This window comes from Sinorhizobium glycinis (assembly GCF_001651865.1).
Taxonomy (GTDB): domain Bacteria; phylum Pseudomonadota; class Alphaproteobacteria; order Rhizobiales; family Rhizobiaceae; genus Sinorhizobium; species Sinorhizobium glycinis.
Window position 1 is genome coordinate 234,735 of the sequence record NZ_LPUX01000067.1, and the last position, 18,267, is coordinate 253,001.

At 61.4% G+C, this 18,267-nt stretch carries 13 protein-coding genes and 6 pseudogenes; 7 read left to right on the forward strand and 12 right to left on the reverse strand.

What is annotated here, in order from left to right:
• Positions 1–173: 173 nt before the first annotated feature.
• The 4 genes and pseudogenes from AU381_RS26075 to AU381_RS26090 form a co-directional block, all read right to left on the reverse strand.
• Positions 174–1,614, reverse strand: a pseudogene (locus AU381_RS26075) (IS1182 family transposase).
• A gap of 300 nt (positions 1,615–1,914) precedes the next feature.
• Complete coding sequence (locus AU381_RS26080) at positions 1,915–2,859, reverse strand: beta-ketoacyl synthase N-terminal-like domain-containing protein (protein WP_064244483.1); 945 nt, start codon at positions 2,857–2,859, stop codon at positions 1,915–1,917.
• Positions 2,860–2,933: 74 nt separating this feature from the next.
• A pseudogene (locus AU381_RS26085) lies at positions 2,934–4,122 on the reverse strand (acetyl-CoA C-acyltransferase).
• Positions 4,123–4,136: 14 nt separating this feature from the next.
• Positions 4,137–4,721, reverse strand: coding sequence for a TetR/AcrR family transcriptional regulator (locus AU381_RS26090; RefSeq protein ID WP_064244484.1), 585 nt, complete (start codon positions 4,719–4,721; stop codon positions 4,137–4,139).
• A 203-nt stretch (positions 4,722–4,924) separates the two neighbouring features.
• On the opposite strand from AU381_RS26090, the gene AU381_RS26095 reads away from it, so the two are divergent.
• From AU381_RS26095 to AU381_RS26115, 5 genes and pseudogenes are all read left to right on the forward strand, one after another.
• Positions 4,925–5,485 carry a PAS domain-containing protein gene (locus AU381_RS26095; RefSeq protein WP_162273465.1) on the forward strand — a complete coding sequence of 187 codons (561 nt, stop codon included), beginning with the start codon at positions 4,925–4,927 and terminating at the stop codon, positions 5,483–5,485.
• Positions 5,461–5,655, forward strand: a pseudogene (locus AU381_RS26100) (peptide-methionine (S)-S-oxide reductase); the annotation flags it as partial. The gene AU381_RS26095 and the pseudogene AU381_RS26100, both read left to right, overlap by 25 nt.
• Positions 5,656–5,745: 90 nt before the next feature.
• Positions 5,746–6,823, forward strand: a pseudogene (locus AU381_RS26105) (bifunctional alpha/beta hydrolase/OsmC family protein).
• Positions 6,824–7,066: 243 nt separating this feature from the next.
• A complete protein-coding gene (locus tag AU381_RS26110; RefSeq protein ID WP_064244486.1) occupies positions 7,067–7,663 on the forward strand; it encodes a tyrosine-type recombinase/integrase in 597 nt (198 codons plus the stop codon).
• Between the two features lie 172 nt (positions 7,664–7,835).
• A pseudogene (locus AU381_RS26115) lies at positions 7,836–8,365 on the forward strand (c-type cytochrome).
• Positions 8,366–8,669: 304 nt separating this feature from the next.
• On the opposite strand, the gene AU381_RS26120 reads toward AU381_RS26115, so the two are convergent.
• From AU381_RS26120 to AU381_RS26145, 6 genes are all read right to left on the reverse strand, one after another.
• A complete protein-coding gene (locus AU381_RS26120; protein WP_342028750.1) occupies positions 8,670–8,981 on the reverse strand; it encodes a MurR/RpiR family transcriptional regulator in 312 nt (103 codons plus the stop codon).
• 7 nt (positions 8,982–8,988) lie between these two features.
• Positions 8,989–10,008, reverse strand: a complete 1,020-nt coding sequence (locus AU381_RS26125; RefSeq protein ID WP_064244487.1) for a Gfo/Idh/MocA family oxidoreductase — start codon at positions 10,006–10,008, stop codon at positions 8,989–8,991.
• A gap of 28 nt (positions 10,009–10,036) precedes the next feature.
• Positions 10,037–10,831, reverse strand: a complete 795-nt coding sequence (locus AU381_RS26130; RefSeq protein ID WP_064244488.1) for a hydroxypyruvate isomerase family protein — start codon at positions 10,829–10,831, stop codon at positions 10,037–10,039.
• Positions 10,832–10,917: 86 nt separating this feature from the next.
• Positions 10,918–11,706: an ATP-binding cassette domain-containing protein gene (locus AU381_RS26135; RefSeq protein WP_064244489.1), complete on the reverse strand. Its 789-nt coding sequence runs from the start codon at positions 11,704–11,706 to the stop codon at positions 10,918–10,920.
• A complete protein-coding gene (locus tag AU381_RS26140; RefSeq protein WP_064244490.1) occupies positions 11,706–12,827 on the reverse strand; it encodes an ABC transporter permease in 1,122 nt (373 codons plus the stop codon). Before AU381_RS26140 ends, AU381_RS26135 begins: the two co-directional genes overlap by 1 nt.
• Positions 12,828–12,956: 129 nt before the next feature.
• Entirely contained in the window at positions 12,957–13,907 is a 951-nt protein-coding gene (locus AU381_RS26145; RefSeq protein WP_064244491.1) for a sugar ABC transporter substrate-binding protein, read from the reverse strand.
• A 181-nt stretch (positions 13,908–14,088) separates the two neighbouring features.
• Here AU381_RS26145 and AU381_RS26150 point away from each other — a divergent pair, with 181 nt between their 5' ends.
• Complete coding sequence (locus tag AU381_RS26150; RefSeq protein WP_064244492.1) at positions 14,089–15,084, forward strand: LacI family DNA-binding transcriptional regulator; 996 nt, start codon at positions 14,089–14,091, stop codon at positions 15,082–15,084.
• A gap of 83 nt (positions 15,085–15,167) precedes the next feature.
• On the forward strand, positions 15,168–16,082 hold the full coding sequence (iolE, locus tag AU381_RS26155) for a myo-inosose-2 dehydratase (RefSeq protein WP_064244563.1): 915 nt from the start codon (positions 15,168–15,170) through the stop codon (positions 16,080–16,082).
• Between the two features lie 274 nt (positions 16,083–16,356).
• Here iolE and AU381_RS26160 read toward each other — a convergent pair.
• A pseudogene (locus AU381_RS26160) lies at positions 16,357–17,224 on the reverse strand (alpha/beta fold hydrolase).
• A gap of 17 nt (positions 17,225–17,241) precedes the next feature.
• A complete protein-coding gene (locus AU381_RS26165; protein WP_064244493.1) occupies positions 17,242–18,243 on the reverse strand; it encodes an NADP-dependent oxidoreductase in 1,002 nt (333 codons plus the stop codon).
• Positions 18,244–18,267: the final 24 nt, after the last annotated feature.

The window sequence follows — 18,267 nt, forward strand, 5'->3', positions numbered from 1 at the left end:
CGCTTCCGACCCTGGCTGTGTAAAAACGCTGATGCCATGGCCAATTGTGAGATATGAGCGTTGCTCAAGCGTCATCGTTGGCGTTTTGTTTTCGAGCGCCCTCCAGATGCCGAATAGGGCTCTATATCGGCGTTCGACGAGAGCGTTTCATGCAAGCGTGATAAGCGAAGCGCTCACCCCCGTATTGCCGCCATCAGTGCCTTGGAGCCGATGATGTTCATGACCCGGGTCATGTTGTAGGCGAGTACGTGCAGCGCCATCTCGGCGCGCACATTCGGCAGGCGCTTGGTGAGGAAGTGCGTGGCTCCCATCCATGATTTGATCGTCCCGAAGGGATGCTCGGCGGTCACGCGGCGTTGCCGCATCTTATCAGGATCAGCATCAAGCCTTGCCTGCATCGCCTCGAGGTGATGCTCCTGCTCCCAACGCTGAATGCGCCGATACTTGCTGGTCGTGCATTTGGACCTCATGGCGCAGCTTGGACAATTGCTCGACCAGTAGCGCCGGATCATCAGGTCCGCCTCTTCTCGCGTGTACCGATAGATCAACCGTTCGCCGGCCGGGCAGAGATAGACATCCTCGTCCTTGAGATATCGGAAGTCCTGCTTGACGAAGAGCCCCTTGATCCGATTGACCGACGTCATGGGCTTGGGCATGGTCACCGTGATCTTCTGCTCGACGCAGGCGAGAACCTCTTCGCTGTTGAAGTAACCGCGGTCAGCCACAACCTCGAGATGGTCTGCGTCAAAGGCTTGCTTGCTGGCCTTGGCCATGTTGGCAAGTTGCGCCCGGTCGTTGCCGACATTGGTCACCTCATGGGCGACGATGAGGTGATGTTCGGTGTCGACGCGCGGTCTGAGTGTTGTAGCCGACCATGCCTGAGCCTCGGCCGCTGGTCGCCATTGACCGGCTATCGGGATCGGTGAGTGATATCTGCTGGTCGGGTGTTTCCAGCATCTCCTTTTCGATCTCCTTGAGCCGAACCATCTCCTGTCGGAGCCGTTCAACCTTCTCCTGCAGACGCTCAATTTTGGCGGCATGAATGTCGTCGCGCTCCTGCCGGTCGGCGCTGTCCATCTGGTGGAGATATCGGGCAACGCTCTCTTCGATCTGCGCCAGGCGCCGGTCCAGCTTGCCCTTGGTGAAGTTCCGGTCCCGGTTGTTGACCGCCTTGAACTTGCTGCCGTCGATCGCAACACTCGGCTTGGCGAGAAGCCCTATCTCGCGGCACAGCCGCACAAAGCCGGTACAGACCTTCTTGATGGCACCCCCGTTGCCGCGCCGAAAATCGGCGATGGTCTTATGGTCAGGCACAAGACGCCCAACCAGCCACATCACCTCTATATTGCGTCCAGCTTCGCGTTCGAGACGCCGGCTCGACTGGATTCGGTTCAGATAGCCGTAGATGTAGAGCTTGAGCAGGATCGAGGGATGATAGCCTGGGCGCCCGGTATTGCTTGGCTCACAGCGCACGAATCCGAGATCGGCCAGATTGAGCTCATCAACGAAGACGTCCACCACCCGAACTGGGCTATCCTCATGCACCCAATCATCCAACTGCTCGGGAAGCAGTGTGCCCTGGCTCCTGTCGACACCCTCGATATACCGCTTCATGAATCCCCCTCGACTCACGTCAAAAGTGTATCATGTTCGGCGTTTTCACACAGCCTGGACCCAATGCGGACCACTAGGCCCGGCGGGCCGAGGTCCGGATCTGGTGGCGAAGCGGTCTTAACTCGAAAATGAAAGGATCTTTTGCCCCGGTCAACGGCTGGATCGGCACGAATCGTACTCCTGCCCTGCCGTACAACTTTCAAGTGCCGAGGCCGACGTGGCTGCCCTGGTCGTCGATTTTCGCTAGTCCGCCGCCGGGCGATCACCAGGCAGTCGGCCGGCGGCGAAGAAGCGGGGCGTCTATCGCCACTGGCGGAAGATCACGCTCGCATTGACGCCGCCAAATCCGAAGCCGTTGGAAATTGCGTATTCGGTAGAGATCGACCGCGCTGAACTGCCGACGATATCGAGGCCTTCCGCTGCCGCGTCCGGATTTTTGAGATTGCGTGTTGGCGGAGCAAGCTGGTCGCGGAGCGCCAGAATGGTGAACATCGCCTCGAGACCGCCGGCCGCGCCCAGCAGATGGCCCGTTGCCGATTTCGTCGCGCTGACCGCAATCGCGCCATCACGACCGAACACCGTCTTGATCGCTTCGATCTCGCCGCGGTCGCCGACCGGCGTCGATGTCGCGTGGGCATTCAAATGACCAACGGCGGTGGGATCGACGCGCGCCTGGTTAAGGGCGATCTCCATCGCCCGCCTTGCCCCGTCACCGTCCTCTGGTCCGGAGGTGATATGATGGGCGTCGGCGGTGGTGCCATAGCCGACGATCTCGGCGATCGGTCGCGCGCCGCGACCCAGCGCGTGGTCAAGATCCTCGATCACCAATAGCCCGGCGCCCTCCCCCATCACGAAGCCCTCGCGACCCGCATCGAAGGGCAGCGACGCGCCATGCGGATCCTCGTTGTAGCCCGTCGACAGCGCCCGCGCGGCGGCAAACCCGCCAAGGCTCACTTCATTGATGCAAGCCTCTGCCCCGCCACAGAGCGCTACGTCTGCCTCGCCCGCTCGAATGAGGCGCGCAGCATCGCTCGGAACGACGAACCGATCCGGATCGAAGCCGCCCTCTTCATCTTCCTGGCCGTCCGGAACGATGCCGGCAACCTTGCAGCCAAGCTCGCCGACGATCGAGTCCGGTAACCGCCGCAGCCCCGATCGACCCGCCGTCAACCGCGCCCAGTTCAGTTCCGTTCCAATACCGAGCGGCGAAACAGCGCCCATTCCGGTAACCACAATGCGTCGCATTCAATGTCCCTTCGATGGAACTCGCCTGGAGGCGACGCGTTTCGGCGTCGTCGCCCAAACAGGGCAACTGTTCGCTATAGCGGGCGCTCGATCGCGATCGCGGTCGCCTCGCCGCCGCCGATGCAAAGAGCGGCAACGCCGCGTCTCAGGTCCCGCCGCTTCAGGGCGTGAACCAGCGTCACGATGAGTCGCGCGCCGGTCGCGCCGATCGGATGACCTAGGGCACAGGCGCCGCCGTTCACATTCAGGCGGTCACGCGGTATGGCAAGCTCCTTGGCCGCTGCCATCGCCACCACCGCAAAGGCCTCGTTGATTTCGAAGAGATCGACATCGTCGACACCCCAGCCCGTCTTCTGCAGGAGCTTACGGATCGCCGGAATGGGCGCCGTCGTGTACCAGGCCGGTTCCTGGCTGTGCGTCGCATGCGCCTTGATTTCGGCCAGCACTGGCAACCCGGTCCGCTCCGCGACAGAGCGCCGCGTCAGCACAAGGGCGGCCGCGCCGTCGGCATTTGCGGACGCGCTCGCGGCGGTGATCGTCCCGTCGGCGCGAAAGGCCGGCTTCAGGTTCGGGATCTTTTCCGGCAAGACCTTCAGCGGGTGCTCATCGTTCTCAATCACTGTCTCGCCGCCCTTCGCCGGCACGATGACGGCGGCGATTTCATCCTTGAACTCGCCTTCGTCGATCGCTTTGCGGGCACGCGTGAGCGTCTCCATGGCATAGGCGTCCTGGTCGGCGCGACTGAACTGGTAGGCCTCCGCCGCCATCTCGCCGAAGTCGCCCATGGAGCGGCCGCGCTCGTAGGCGTCCTCCAGCCCGTCAAGTGCCATGTGGTCGAAAAGCTGATCATGGCCGAAGCGGTAACCGCCGCGTGCCTTGGAAAGCAGATAGGGCGCATTCGACATCGACTCCATGCCGCCTGAAACCACGATATCCGCGGAGCCCGCCCGCAGAATGTCGTGGCCGAGCATCGTCGCCTTCATGCCTGAACCGCAAACCTTGTTGATCGTCGTCGCGCCGACTTCGTCCGGCAGGCCCGCGCCACGCATTGCCTGGCGCGCCGGCGCCTGCCCCTGGCCGGCAGGCAGGACGCAGCCCATCAGCACCTCGTCAACCCGATCCGGCGCAAGGCCGCTCCAGCGCGGATCGAATGACGTGCGATCCGAGCGTTGGTGCCGGAACCGGCGAAAGATCGCCAAGGAAGCGGCCGAGCGGCGTGCGAACAGCGGAGACGATAACAATGGGATCGGCATGTGCAGTCATCGGGACACTCCTTGTCAACGGGTGGGAAGCGTATCAACGAGCCGCTCGGCCGCCTCGGCACCAGCAGCGAGGATGGCGTCGGCGGCAACCGCGTCGGTGGCGATGCGGGAGAGCTGCAGCGAGCCCATCATCGTCGCGAAGATCGCGGTGGCTGATCGGCGCCGGGCCTCCGCTGAAGCGGTCGGCGGGAGATGACGTTCGATCAGCGCAACGCGCTCTTCGATCTTGGCTGAAAGGACTGCGCGCGTTCCTTCGGGATGCCGCGCCAGTTCAGGCGCGAGAGCTGCAGCCGCGCAGCCGACTTCCGGGTGGTCGCGATGCTGAGCGCTCATAAATCGGGCAATAATGCCTTTCACCCCAGCTTCTTCCGCCGCCGCCGCGAGCGCCGCCTGGCCGCGGTCAAGGGCGTCAGCCAGCGCGGCAACGACTAGGTCTTCCTTTGAGGGGAAGTGACTGTAGAAGCCGCCATGGGTCAGGCCGGCATCGGCCATCATGCTGGCGACGCCTACGGCATCGATCCCCTCGGCGCGGAAACGCTTTGACGCTATGTCGATGATGCGCGCGCGCGTCGCATCCTTATGACCTTTTTCGTAACGCATGGCCTCGGACTTCCTGTCACCGCCAACGCGAGCGAGAGGCTCGCGAACTAGCTAGGTTGGCTTCATTGCATGATGACAATCGTATAGCATGATACTCATCATGCAATAGCTTGAAACCGGAAACCGACACCATGGCGTAATGGACGTTTATGCCCGCTTGGCGCATTCTTCAGACTTGCACAGAGAAACACGCAAGGTTGGAAATGCGGACCTTTCTCGACCGTGTCTTAGATGCGCTACCGGTGTTGGTGTGGACTGTACGGGCCGACGGGCAAATCGACTTCGTCAATCCACGATGGTCCGACTACACGGGTCTCAGCCTGTACGACGTCGATGGTAGGGAGTGGCGGGCCGCACTAGATCCGGACGACTTGTCTACGGCGCGCGAACGCTGGCGATTGATTTTGGAGTCCGGCGAGCCCGGCGAAATGGAGGCGCGGCTACGACGATTCGACGGGCAGTATCGTCGGTTTCTCATCCAGTACAGTCCCATGCGCGACGAGGCCGGAAGGCTCGTCAAATGGTGCGGGGTGGCCACCGACGTCGAAGATTTTCGGCGCGTTGAGCAAGACCTTAGGCAGCGCGAAGTCGAGGCTCATCTCGTTCTGGACAACATCCCGACCTTGGTGTCGCTTCTGACGCCGACCGGTACGCCGGAACTGATTAATCGCCAGATTTTGGATTATACGGGAAAGACCGGAGAGGAGTTGAAGAAATGGAGCGGGAGTGACCTCATTCAGCCGAGGACGCGATCGCGGATGTGAATGCTTCCGGCTTGTGGCCGGGCAATGTTGTGACCGAAGTCGAGCCGGTGGGGGATTTCTGGGAGGCGGAGCCGGAGCACCAGGATTACCTGGAGCGCTACCCCAACGGCTACACCTGCCACTATCCCCGCCCCAACTGGGTGCTGCCCCGGCGGAAGGCGGCCGAATAGTCGGCCGCCTGTCTGCGGCTATCGCGCGCGTCAACTCCAAACGGCCCGGTGGATACGCCGGACTGTCATTTCAAACGAAGGAGCGGTCGCATGGCTTTCGGCACGCAACGACTCCAATTTGCCGGCCATTCCGGCGCAACCCTCGCCGCCCGCCTCGACCTCCCCGATGGACCTTTGCGGGCCTAATTCAGCCGCCGACTATTTACGCCACCACTATCAGGCACCAGCGTTGGTGATCGGCCACTCGCTCGGCGGCGCGGCGGTCCTGGCCGTCGCCAAGGACATTCCTGAAGTGCGTGCCGTGGCGACGATCGGCGCGCCGGCCGATGTCGGCCACGTATTGAAGAACTTCGGAACGAGCCTCGAGCAGATCGAGAGAAGCGGTGCCGCCGAAGTCGATCTTGCCGGACGCAAGTTCCTTGTCAAAAGGCAATTCGTCGAGGACGCGCGCGCACAGCGCCTCAAGGACGCTGTTGCGCGCCTGAAAAAGCCACTCCTCATCCTTCACGCACCGCTGGACCAGACGGTCGGAATCGAAAACGCTACCGAAATCTTCCTCGCGGCCAGACATCCAAAGAGCTTTGTTTCGCTGGACAAGGCCGACCACCTGCTCACGAATTCCGAGGACGCGGCCTTCGCCGGTCGGATCATTTCGGGGTGGCTGACGCGTTATCTCGCCGCCGACGCGCCGCAAGGGACTGCGCCGATCGAACACGTGCGCGTGACGGAGACGGGCGAAGGCAAGTTTCAAAACGCGGTTCAGGCCGGCAGCCATCGGCTATTCGCCGACGAACCCGAAAGCGTGGGCGGGCTCGATTCCGGACCATCGCCCTACGACTTCCTATCGATCGCACTTGGCGCCTGCACATCGATGACGCTGCGGCTCTATGCCGACCACAAAAAGCTGACTTTCGGGCGCATCGGCGTCGACGTCTCGCACGCGAAGATCCATGCCAGTGACTGCGAAGAGTGCACCGAATCGGAACGCAGCGGTGGCGCCCGGATCGATCATTTCGAGCGCGTCATTTCCGTCGATGGCGAGGTCTCCGAGGAGCTTCGCGACAAGATTGCCGAGATTGCCGGCAAGTGCCCGGTCCATCGCACGCTCGAAGCTGTGGCGAAGATAAAAACCGTCGTGAAATCAGAATCCCGAATGACAGAACGATAGCCTCGACGGCTCTTGGTTAAGGATGTTTTGCCGATATCTTATGAATCTCTTGTGCGGTCTCCAGAGAAAGAGAACGATTCCGTCAGATCGAAGTGTCGGCTTCTGGCGTGCATTGCTGTCGCTCAGCAAGCTACTCACCAGCTTCCGCTGTCCACCCGAAAGGTCACTTCCAGGAGGATTACCATTGGGTCGCTTGAAGGTTGAGCGCTGCGGCAGTGGAGGGTGGCTCTTGGGAGAAAGGCTATGTCTAGCTGGAACTCGGGCCGCATCATCGGTCAGAAGCCCCCATTGAAGCCGAAGGAGGTCTGGGCCATCCGAACCCGCCTCCAGATGTTGGGTGCAGTGCGCGACCTGGCGCTGTTCAATCTCGCGATCGACAGCAAATTGCGAGCTTGTGATCTGGTCGCGATCTCAGTTGCCGATGTTGCGATTTCCGGAAGGGTTCGCAACCGGGCGATCATCATTCAGAGGAAGACCGGCCGACCAGTGCAGTTCGAACTGACCGATCAAACGCGGGAGGCTGTCGCTACATGGATTGGAAGTCGCAGGCTCGGTGAACGGGATTACCTGTTTCCCAGCCGCATGCACGCATTGCCGCATCTGTCGACTCGGCAATATGGCAGGATCGTCGAGCGGTGGGTGTCGAGCATCGGACTTGACCCCAAGCGCTACGGCACGCACTCGATGAGGAGAACCAAGGCGGCGCACATTTACAAGAAGACCGGCAACCTGCGCGCCGTCCAGCTCTTGCTCGGCCACAAAAAGCTGGAGAGCACCGTGCAGTACCTTGGGATCGAGGTCGATGACGCCCTAGCCATCTCTGAACAAGTTGAGTTGTAGTGCTGAATTGCGGCGCTTCTCATTGAAGCGCCGCTCGCTGGGAGTCCGCTTCGGGCCAGTTTCTGAAGTACCCTGCCCGGCGCGGGTGTCCGCTTCGGAGCGCAAACTACCATCCAGCGCGTTGGCGTTAGACTTCCGCTCACCACCCAGCTTTTGTCTCACGGAGGGTAAGATGGTTCGATTGAGCGCCCGGTTCTTAATTCTAGCCGCCTCTGCATTGGGGTTACAGCCGAGCATGGCAGCAGCTGCCGACGATACGCAGATTGCGCGCGGCGAATATCTCGTCACGATCGGCGGCTGCAACGACTGCCACACGCCGGGATATTTCTTCGGAAAGCCGGATACCTCGCGATTTCTGGGTGGGTCGGATGTCGGCTTTGAGATCCAGGGGCAAGGTGTTTTCGTCGGCCGCAACATTACGCCTGATAAGGAGACTGGCATCGGCAGCTGGACCAGGGAGCAGATTGTGACTGCGTTACAGACCGGACAGCGGCCGGACGGTCGCGTCCTGGCGCCAATCATGCCGTGGCATGCATTCGCGCAGCTCACTGAAGAAGACGTGACATCAATTGCAGCATTCCTGCAAAGCCTGAAGCCCGTACCTAATCAGGTCCCCGGACCTTTCAAGCCGGGGAGAAGGTCTCAACCTTTATGTTCCGGATCTTGCCGCCGGGTCAAACCGCGGCCACCGCGCCAAACTAGAAGGTTACGATTGCCGCAAGAAGGTGATGCGGCAGCCGCCGGGATTGTCAGTGTGGCAGCACCCCTACCAAAGCTGCCGCTCGGCGACAGCGCGGAGATGGGCTAAGCTGGCGCAAAGTCACCGGCTCCAAACTTCGGTTTTCCCACCCTTTGCGCCCTCTGAGGAACTCGGAAAAACGACCCAACGCTGTCATTCGCCTATAGCGCCCGCAATTTCGGGTGCTGACCCCACAGCGGCCGCTGACCGTTACTCGCGTCGACGAGACAACGTGGCCGCCACAGGGCCGCGGATGACCAAAGCCCATCAAACACACCCCCTGGTATAGGAGTTCGCAGTTCTCCTTAGATGCTGTTGAAAGAACAACTTGAAATCCTGGAAACTGTCGAAGCCAAGGGCGGTAGCAAGGCGCGTGACCGAGGTGGGGGAGACGGAGCAAACGGCAGCGATCGAACGAGCGCTGCCGAAGGCGATGACATCCGGCCTTGCAAGCGCCAGACGAGCGACCTGCTCGAGTTGTTTGGGAAGCCTAAGGGACCTGGAAGCGAACATGCCCTTAAGCTCTATGACGTCCGTCGGAGGTTTTGTCACCTCGCTCGTTTTCATGACCGCGTCCATCTGCCTTTTATTTCAACGCGATAGCTGCCTTCTGTGAGACGGACTCAATGCAGGCCAGCGCGATGCTGAGCGCATTGCGCGCATCGATGCCGGTCGGTCCTTCGGTGATCTCGCCGCGACGAACGGCGGTTAAGAAGGACGCGAGCTGCGCTGTGTAACCGTGGACAAAATGGTCGGTGTCGCGACGCCAGGTCTCGCTCGACACGCCGTCCTTATCGAACAGCGTCATGCTGGAACGACGGACGTCTCCCATTGTCACCATGCCGCCGGAGCCGAAGACCTCGCCGCGGATGTCGTAGCCGTACATTGCGCAGAAGTTCGCCTCCGCCACAGCGATCGAGCCATTGTCAAAACGGATCGTGACGACCGCCGTGTCGTGGAAGCCCTTGTCGGCGAAATCTGGACGAACCAGCGCGTCGGCAACGGCCGTGACCTCGACCGGTCTGGCATTCGGGTTCAGCCAAAGCAGCGTGTCGAAATCGTGGATCAGCGTTTCGTAGAAGATCGTCCACTGCGGAATCCTGGCGGGGTCGGCACCGAACGGACCGGGGTCGCGGGTCAGCGATCGGAGCAACTGAGGGGTACCGATCTTTCCGCCATCAATCGCGGCACGGCCCTCAGCGAAGGCCTGATCCCAGCGCCGGTTGAAGCCGACCTGAAGCGGAACGCCGGCAGAGCGCGCCGCCACGATCGCGCGGTCGGCATCCTCCAAAGTCAACGCCATCGGCTTCTCGCAAAAGATCGCCTTGCCGGCTTCCGCGGCCTGCACCAGGATGTTCGTATGAAACCGCGCCGGCGTGGCGATGATCACGGCATCGAGATCCGGGCGGGCGAGGAGATCCGCGACGTCAGTGTACGAGCTTTCAACGTTGAGCTTGGCGGCGAGACCGGCCGCAGCCCCTGGCGCGGGATCGGCGATGGCGACGAGCTCGGCGTCGACGAGGCGGCGTGCGACGGTCTCACCATGGAAGGAACCGATGCGGCCGGCACCGATGAGACCGACATTGACGGGTTTGTTCTTGGGCATTGAATTGATCCTGTCACGTTGAAAAATGTCAGATGGTGAAGGCGGTGCGGAACGCTTCGAGCGCCGCTTCGGGATCGCCGGCGGCCCAGGCTTCCATGCCGATCGGGCCGGAATAGCCCATGGTATTCAGCGCCTTGGCGATGCCGTTCCAGTTGACCTCGCCGGTACCGGGCTCACAGCGGCCGGGTACGTCGGCCACCTGGATCTCGCCGATCCAAGGCAGGCACTTGCGGCAGAGTTCGATTAGGTTCCCCTCGCCAATCTGGGCATGGTAGAGATCGAGATTGAGACGGAGCCGCGGATGATTGACGCTCGAGACAAGCGCCAGCGTGTCCTCGGCGCGCCCGAAGGGCACACCGGGGTGGTCGACCGGCAGGTTGAGGTTTTCGAGCGTGAAGGTGACGCCTTCTTCCTCAGCCATATCCACGATGCGGCAGAGAGTTTCGCGCGCCTTCAGCCACATCGCACCGGTGACGACTTCAATGGGCTGGACAGGCAAGCCTCTGTCTCCCAAGCCTGTGCCATGCAGGTTGAGCCGCTCAACGCCGAGCCGTTTTCCGACCTGCGCGGTCTCGCGTGCCGTCCTCAGGAGTTCTGCTGCACCGTCGTCGTCCGTAAGGCGGCCGGTCAGATAGCCGTTCATGATCGTGAAGGTCGCCCCGGTCGCTTCCAGCTTCGTGAGGTCGTGGTCCGGCCAGTTCCAGAGACCGACGCCGAAACCCATTTCTTTCAGGCGCGCGGCGCGCCACTCGATCGGCTTGTCGCGCCAGAGCATTTCCGCGCAGGCTGCGAGTGGGAAGGGAGAAGTCTTGGGTGCACTCATTGGCTAGTGTTCCGCTATTTTGGGTATGGCGATGGGTGGAGCGGCGTGAGATGCGCCGCACCTACATGCATGCGAACAGGTGTCGATCAGATCGTTCCGCCGAGCTCTTCCGACAGAGACTGCAGCTCCTTGCCGCCGGCCATGAGGTTCTGCAGCTCGTCGATACCGATCTCGTTCTTGGCATAGGTTCCAAGTGTCTTGCCGCGGTTGAGCACCGTGAAGCGATTGCCAACGGCATAGGCGTGACGAACGTTGTGGGTGATGAAGATCACGCCGAGGCCCTTGGCCCGGACCTGGTTGATATACTTCAGCACCATCGACGTCTGGGCGACGCCCAGTGCGGATGTCGGTTCGTCGAGGATCAGCACCTTGGCGCCGAAATAAACTGCGCGGGCGATCGCCACACATTGCCGCTCACCGCCCGACAACGTGCCGACCGCCTGTTGCGGGTCGCGAACATCGATGCCGATCTTGTGCATCTCGTCGCGCGTGACGTTGTCGGCCTCATCCATGTCCATGCGCTTGAAGGGGCCGAAGCCGATCAAGGGTTCGCGACCCATGAAAAAGTTGCGGGTGACCGACATCAGCGGGATCATCGCGAGGTCCTGATAGACCGTGGCGATGCCGGCATCGAGTGCGTCGCGCGGGCCGGAAAACACCCGTGGCTGGCCGTCGACCAGGAAATCACCCGAGGTCGGCTTGTGCACGCCTGCAAGCGTGTTGATCAGGGTCGATTTGCCCGCGCCATTGTCACCGAGCAGGCAGAGAACCTCGTTGCGATTGACACTCATGGACACGCCGTTGAGGGCGATGACGGAGCCGAAATGCTTGACGAGGTTCCTGACCTCGACGAGGGGCGTCTGAGATGTGCTCATCAGCGTTCTCCCGTGACGCGTTTGCGGATGACGTTGTTGAAGACGACGGCGGTCAGCAGCATGCCGCCGAGGAAAACGAGGTACCAATCCTGGTCGATCGACGTGTAGGTCAGGCCGATTAGCACCATGCCGAAGACGATCGATCCAAAGAACGCGCCGATGGCGGAACCGTAGCCGCCGGTGAGCAAGCAGCCGCCGATGACAGCCGCGATAATCGCCTCAAATTCTTTCTGAAAGCCGCGGCGGGCGTCCGTCGAGCCGGCATCGAGCACGGTGAGGATGGCGACCAGCGTGGCGCAAAGGGCGGTGACGACGAAGAGCGTTGTTTTGACTCTCGCCACCGGCACACCCGACTTGCGCGCAGCGCGCGGATCGCCACCAGATGCGAAGATCCAGTTGCCGAAGCGCGATCTCAACAGAACCCAGGTGGCAAGGAGTGCGATGGCGATGAACCACAGGATCTCGACCGGAACGCCGGACACCCTCGGCGTGCCGTTCGGAAAGGTGTCGATGATGCCGACTTCCGCAAGCCAGGTGAACAGTCCGGGGAAGGCGTCTCCTGAGAACAGGGGAGCCAGCGGGCTGCCGGCCACTGCTTCCTTCATGCCGCGAAGCTGGGTCGCGCCGCCGCTTGCCCATTTCAGGCCGACCAGCGTCAGGCCGCGCAGGATGAAGAGGAAGGCCAGCGTCACGATGAAGGACGGAAGGCCGGTGCGCATGGTGAGCTGCGCGTTGGTGACGCCGATGAAAACGGCAAACGCGAGCGCCACGAGAATGGCGACGCTGAGCGGCATCTGCCAGACGACGAGCGCGGTGCCGAAGACGAGACCGGCAAATGCCACCATCGAGCCGATCGAAAGGTCGAACTCGCCGCCGATCATCAGAAGGGCTGCGCCGATCGCCAGAATGCCGAGTTGGGCAGCCGGGGCCATAAAGTTCATCACACCCGCCAACGTGAACATGGCGGGATTGGCGGTGAGGAGGAAGAAGACGGTCACGAGCACCAGACCGGCTACAGCGCCGAGTTCGGGACGCCGCAGAATGGCAGTCAATGTCGAAACCTTTTTCAGCCGCTCATCGGGTCCGACAGCAGACCCGTTCTGTTCGTTGGCTAGAGTCATGGTTCGTTCCTTAGATCTCGGTCGTTATGCGTACGCGCGACGACCGCCTGCGAACCGAAGTCTCGCGTCGGCCGAATGCGCGGCAACAGAGGGCAGCCCCCGTCCGGGACGGGGGTTGCCAGCTCCGCCTTAGCGGATGCCCTGGGAGGATTTCTCGATCACCTGCGCGGCGGTGTCGGAGGTCACGAAGCTAGGACCAGAAGCCACGTTGCCGGCCGGGATCGTGCCGTAGCGCGCATTGAGCGCCAGGAACGTCACTGGCAGATATCCCTGTAGATAAGGCTGCTGATCGACCGCGAACAGCGCCTTGCCGTCGGCCACCGACTGAAGGAAGCTCGCCGAAAGATCATAGGAGGCGACCTTCACCTTGTCGCCGACACCCATCTTTTCCACGACCGCCACTGCCCGCTCGCCGACGAGCGGAGCCGAAAGGCCGAGTACGACATCGATCGACGGGTCGGACGTGAGAGCCGCCTGGATCTTCGATTCGATCTCGGCGGGATCGGAGCTCGTCGGCAGTACGGTGACATTGCCACCCTCGAAGCCCTGTTCCGTACCGGCACAACGCTGGTCGAGAGCAGCGTTGCCAACTTCCTGGTTGACGCAGAGGACGTGCTTGAGGCCGAGCGACTTCAACTTCTCGCCGACCTTGATACCAGCCGGCATCTCGTCTTGTCCGACATGCAGCTTGATGCCGAGTTTTTCGGCTGCGGAGATGCCGGAGTTCATCGATATGACCGGAATGCCGGCGGCGACGGCCTTCTCGATCGCCGGGCCAAGCGCATCCGGATCCGGGTTCGAAATGACTATGCCCGCGGGGTTCTGATTGACAGCAGCTTCGATGAGCTGTGCCATCGCTACCATGTCGAAGGTCTCCGGCGCGCGGTAATCGACCTGGACGTTGCTGTCCTTGCCGGCTTGCATGATGCCGTTCTTCACGATCGACCAGAACGGATCGGACGCCTGTCCGTGCGTCACGGCGATGATGGTGGGCTCCTGAGCTTTTGCGCTCACGGCCGCCGAGGTGGCGACGCCGAATGCGACAGCGCCGAATGCCAGCTTCTTCAGAATAGATTTCATTTGCTCCTCCTCAATTCGCCGTCCACTCCACTGGATGGCGAGAAAAACGAATGCTACCGGGTGCATTTCTGTTTGCTACCGGGTGCAAACAGGTGCATGTTATCCTCGGATGCCGTAAAAGCAAGCATTCATTTCATCCGAATCAAAAAATGGAATGTCCGTTCCATTTGCAGGAGGTTCTATGCGCAAGCGGGCGACAGCGAGGGAAGTGGCGGAGGCCGCGGGTGTCTCGAAGTGGACGGTCATACGGGCTTTCACTCCGGGCGCATCGATCGCGGAGGAAAGCAAACGCAAGGTCCTCGAGGCGGCCGCGGCGCTCAACTATACCCCGAACCTGCTTGCACGCAGCCTCGCGACCAACTCCACCAATCAGGTGGCAGTGTTCGTCGATGATTTCGCCAATCCTCAGAAATTGCCGTTCCTGGAGACATTGACCGAACGGCTGCAGGCCGAGGAGCTGGTCGCCGTGCTGATCAATATCAACACGCACTTCGACCATGTGCACGCATTGCTTCACGCTGACCAGCGCCAGGTCGATGCCGTCATCCTGTTCGGAACGGCGTTTCGCAGCGAGACACTGAGCGATCTGCAATTGGGCCGGGGGACGCCACCCATGTTCGTGCTGGCGAGAGACAGTCAGATCGAAGGCGTGCCGGCGGTCACATGCGATGCCGAACTGGCGCTGCGGGAGATCGTCGATCATCTCTTCGAAAGAGGATACCGGCGTCCCGGCTTTATGACGGGTGCGACCGTCCTGTCGACGGCGCTGAGACGTCGGCAACATTTCGTCGATTTCTGGAAAGAGAAGGGTGTGGATGGCGTCTCGGTGTTCTCGGCCGAGAAATACAGCGCCGATGCCGGGGCCGAAGCCGTCCGCAGCTATCTCAAGCAGACCGACCCCGCGGACCGAGTCGACGTCCTGATGTGCGAAAACGACATCCTGGCGCTCGGCGCGATGGATGAAATCCGCGGCCGTTTTGGTTTGCGGGTCCCGGAAGACATGGCGGTCGTCGGCTTCGACAATTACGAGCTCTGCGGATCGTCGGCCTACAGCCTCACCACATACGAGCAGCCGCGGCAGGAAATGGTTGAGGTGATCGTCGGGATGGTCACGGGACAGCTGGAGCCCGAGACCGTGACACTGCCGGGCGCTCTTATCGTGCGTCAGTCCACATGAGCTGCCGTCATTGGCGAGACCGTCATCTCTTGGGCACGGCGAACGCGCTGCCGCTCAAAGAAATCTACCATCCGGAGAACAACATGATCCCCCAGAAAGCCATCACTTTGCCCGCCGGCGTGCGTCTTGCCGTCAGTCCGCTGTCATGGGCCAACGACGTGCTTGAGGACCTTGGCGCCGACATCTCGCTCGAGACATGCCTGAGCGACGCAGCCGAGACCGGTTACCAAGGCGTCGAACTCGGACGGAAATTCCCACGAGATGCCGCAACATTGCGACCGCTTCTTGCAAGCCATGGCCTCGCCTTGGCGTCCGGCTGGCATTCGGGAGAACTGGCTGAACGCGGCGTCGGCGAAGAAATGAAAGCCGTTGCCCGCCATGCCGAACTTCTGCGCGAGATGGAGTGCAAGGTCATGGTCTATGGCGAGGTCGCGATGATGACACCAGGATCGCCGCTCGATGCACCGATGTCTGAGCGGTTGACCATGCCGAAGACGGAGGTAGTCGCCTATGCCGCCCGGCTCACCGAGTTCGCCAAGCGTCTGGCGGGCGAGTACGATCTCAAACTTGCCTATCACCATCACCTGATGATGGTGGCAGAGACATTCGATGAGATTTCGGACATTTTTGGCAGAACGGGGGAGGAAGCCGGCCTGCTTCTCGACACTGGACATGCTGTCGCCGGCGGCTTTGATTATACCCGCTTGATCGAGCGCTTCGGGGATCGCATCGTCCACATCCATCTGAAGGACGTCCGTGGCCCGGTGCTCCAAAACGTTCGGGCGTGTGACCTGAGCTTCAATGTCGGCGTGCGAAGCGGCATGTTCACTGTGCCCGGCGACGGCATTGTCCATTTCGACCCGATTGCCCGCTTTGTCCGGGAAAATGGCTACCGCGGGTGGCTGGTGGTCGAAGCCGAGCAGGACCCTGCACTAGCCCCGCCGCGGCCGGCCGTCGCCCGCGCTTTCGACCATATCCGGGGCGTCTTTACTAGCTAAACGCATCTTGCCTATGGTGGGGGTTCGTCTCGGCGGCCCGACGACGGCATCCGGCGCTTTCTGCCGTTCATGCATCCCGCAGCGAAATTAAGCTCTCCACCCACCCGCGACACTGGCGAAGGCGAGTTCTCGACCCGAGAGCGACGTTCACAATCGTGCCGCTGGATGGCCGCTGTTGGGCGCTTCTGTCATGTTCGGGCGCATCAAGCCAGCAGCGGCATTCCACCCCGAGAAATGATGTGAACCAGATCCAAGATCAGCGACAGCGGCGGCATCAGCGCGCGAGGAACTCAAGCGCCTTCTTCACGAAGGCCTCGCGATATTGAAAGATGCCTCCGTGCCCGGCCTCCTCGTAGAGGACGAGTTCGGCATTCGGCAGGCGGCGCGCCAGGCCGATCGAGTCGCTGGTGGGCACCATCCTGTCCTGATCGCCATTCGCAACCAGAACAGGCGTCCAGATGGCGCCAAGATTCTGTTGCGCCTGCTTGCCCCAGGCCTTGATCGCCTTGAGCTGCCTGAGGAATGCCGTCATCGTGATCGGCTTGTCGCGATCCGCCTCGCGCTCCTTCAACCGTTTCAGGAAGGCTTTCGCGGCGTGGCGGCCATTCGCGGTCGACGTGAAGAAGAGGTAGAATTTCGGATCCCGGAACGTCAGCATGCCCTTGAGGATGAGCGGCCAGGACATAGGCCCTACCTTTTCGATGCCTTCGCCCCCTGCCGGGCCGGTGCCGGTCAGGATGACCTTTCGGACGAGGCCGGGTTCTTTCAGCATTATGTCCTGCGCCACGAATCCGCCAAGGGAGAAGCCGAGCAGATCGACCTGCTGGAGGCCCAATCGCGCGGATGAAGGCAATCGCGTCCTCGGCCATCTCCGCCACCGTGAGCGGCGCCTTGCCGCCCGATGCGCCGACGCCCCGGTAGTTGACGGCGATCACTGGTCTGGTCGCGGCGAGGCCGTCAACGATGCGCGGATCGAAGTTGTCTAAGGTGGCACCCCAATGATTCAGCATGATCACCGGGACACCGGCCGCGGGTCCGAGCCGCCGATAGACGAACTTCGTGCCTGCAGCATCGACGCTCCTGGTCGGCGCATCTTTCCACGTGATTATGCTGCCGGCTTGCGGCGGATAAGACTTGGTCATGCTCTTCTTCCTGCCTACTACCGGATTTTGACGACGACTTTGCCCTTTGACCGTCCCGTATCGAGATAGGCCAACGCTTCATTGGTCGCTTCGAACGGGAAGACCCGGTCCATGATCGGACGAATGATGCCGGCTTCGATCAGCGATGTGACCTGGCTCAACTGTTCGCCGCTGGCGCGCATGTACAGGAAAGAATAGCTGATCCCCCCGCCTTTGGCCTTCCTTCGGATGCTGAAGCTCAAAAGACGCAAGACCTGCTGCAAGAGCCAGTTCAGTCCTTGTTCTCTGGCGAAATCGGGATCCGGCGGACCGGAGATGGAAATCAGTTTGCCGCCGGGCTTCAGCACGCTCAGGGATTTTTGGAGCGTGTCGCCATCCAGGCTGTTCAACACAACGTCGTAACCAGACAGGAGGTTCTCGAAGTTCTGCTTCTTGTAGTCGATGACAACATCGGCGCCTAGGCTTTTGACCAGCTCGACATTCGCTGTGCTCGTCGTCGTAGCGACCGTCGCGCCGAGATGCTTCGCCAACTGAATGGCGAATGTACCCACGCCGCCGGAGCCCGCGTGTATGAGGACCTTCTGCCCTTTTTGCAGGTCGGCTCGCTCGACCAATGCCTGCCAGGCGGTCAGCCCGACCAGGGGGATGGAAGCCGCTTGCTCCATGGTGAGGCTCTTTGGCTTCAGCGCCAGGTCGGCTTCATTGATGGCAATCAGTTCCGCAAACGTCCCGACGCGGCCATCGCGCGGCCGGGCATAGACCTCGTCACCCACCTTGAAGCGATGGACCTTCGATCCGACCCGAGCGACTATTCCGGCCATGTCGTGCCCCAAGATGAAGGGCGGGCGATAAGGAAGGAGGGGCTTGAAGGCTCCATCGCGGATTTTGGAATCCAAAGGATTGAGCCCGGCGGCGTGGATCTCGACCAGAACATCGTCATCCCCCAACGCTGGCTCCGGCATGTCGCCGAAGCGCAGGGCGCCGTTCTTCTTGTATTTATCGAGGATGAATGCCTTCATGATGATCTGTTCTCCAGGTTCCTG

Bases quoted from the DNA above. Each gene is read 5' to 3' on its own strand.
- AU381_RS26080 (WP_064244483.1), bottom strand. From the start codon at position 2,859: ATGCGACGCATTGTGGTTACCGGAATGGGCGCTGTTTCGCCGCTCGGT.
- AU381_RS26090 (WP_064244484.1), bottom strand. From the start codon at position 4,721: ATGCGTTACGAAAAAGGTCATAAGGATGCGACGCGCGCGCGCATCATC.
- AU381_RS26095 (WP_162273465.1), top strand. From the start codon at position 4,925: ATGCGGACCTTTCTCGACCGTGTCTTAGATGCGCTACCGGTGTTGGTG.
- AU381_RS26110 (WP_064244486.1), top strand. From the start codon at position 7,067: ATGTCTAGCTGGAACTCGGGCCGCATCATCGGTCAGAAGCCCCCATTG.
- AU381_RS26120 (WP_342028750.1), bottom strand. From the start codon at position 8,981: ATGGACGCGGTCATGAAAACGAGCGAGGTGACAAAACCTCCGACGGAC.
- AU381_RS26125 (WP_064244487.1), bottom strand. From the start codon at position 10,008: ATGCCCAAGAACAAACCCGTCAATGTCGGTCTCATCGGTGCCGGCCGC.
- AU381_RS26130 (WP_064244488.1), bottom strand. From the start codon at position 10,831: ATGAGTGCACCCAAGACTTCTCCCTTCCCACTCGCAGCCTGCGCGGAA.
- AU381_RS26135 (WP_064244489.1), bottom strand. From the start codon at position 11,706: ATGAGCACATCTCAGACGCCCCTCGTCGAGGTCAGGAACCTCGTCAAG.
- AU381_RS26140 (WP_064244490.1), bottom strand. From the start codon at position 12,827: ATGACTCTAGCCAACGAACAGAACGGGTCTGCTGTCGGACCCGATGAG.
- AU381_RS26145 (WP_064244491.1), bottom strand. From the start codon at position 13,907: ATGAAATCTATTCTGAAGAAGCTGGCATTCGGCGCTGTCGCATTCGGC.
- AU381_RS26150 (WP_064244492.1), top strand. From the start codon at position 14,089: ATGCGCAAGCGGGCGACAGCGAGGGAAGTGGCGGAGGCCGCGGGTGTC.
- iolE (WP_064244563.1), top strand. From the start codon at position 15,168: ATGATCCCCCAGAAAGCCATCACTTTGCCCGCCGGCGTGCGTCTTGCC.
- AU381_RS26165 (WP_064244493.1), bottom strand. From the start codon at position 18,243: ATGAAGGCATTCATCCTCGATAAATACAAGAAGAACGGCGCCCTGCGC.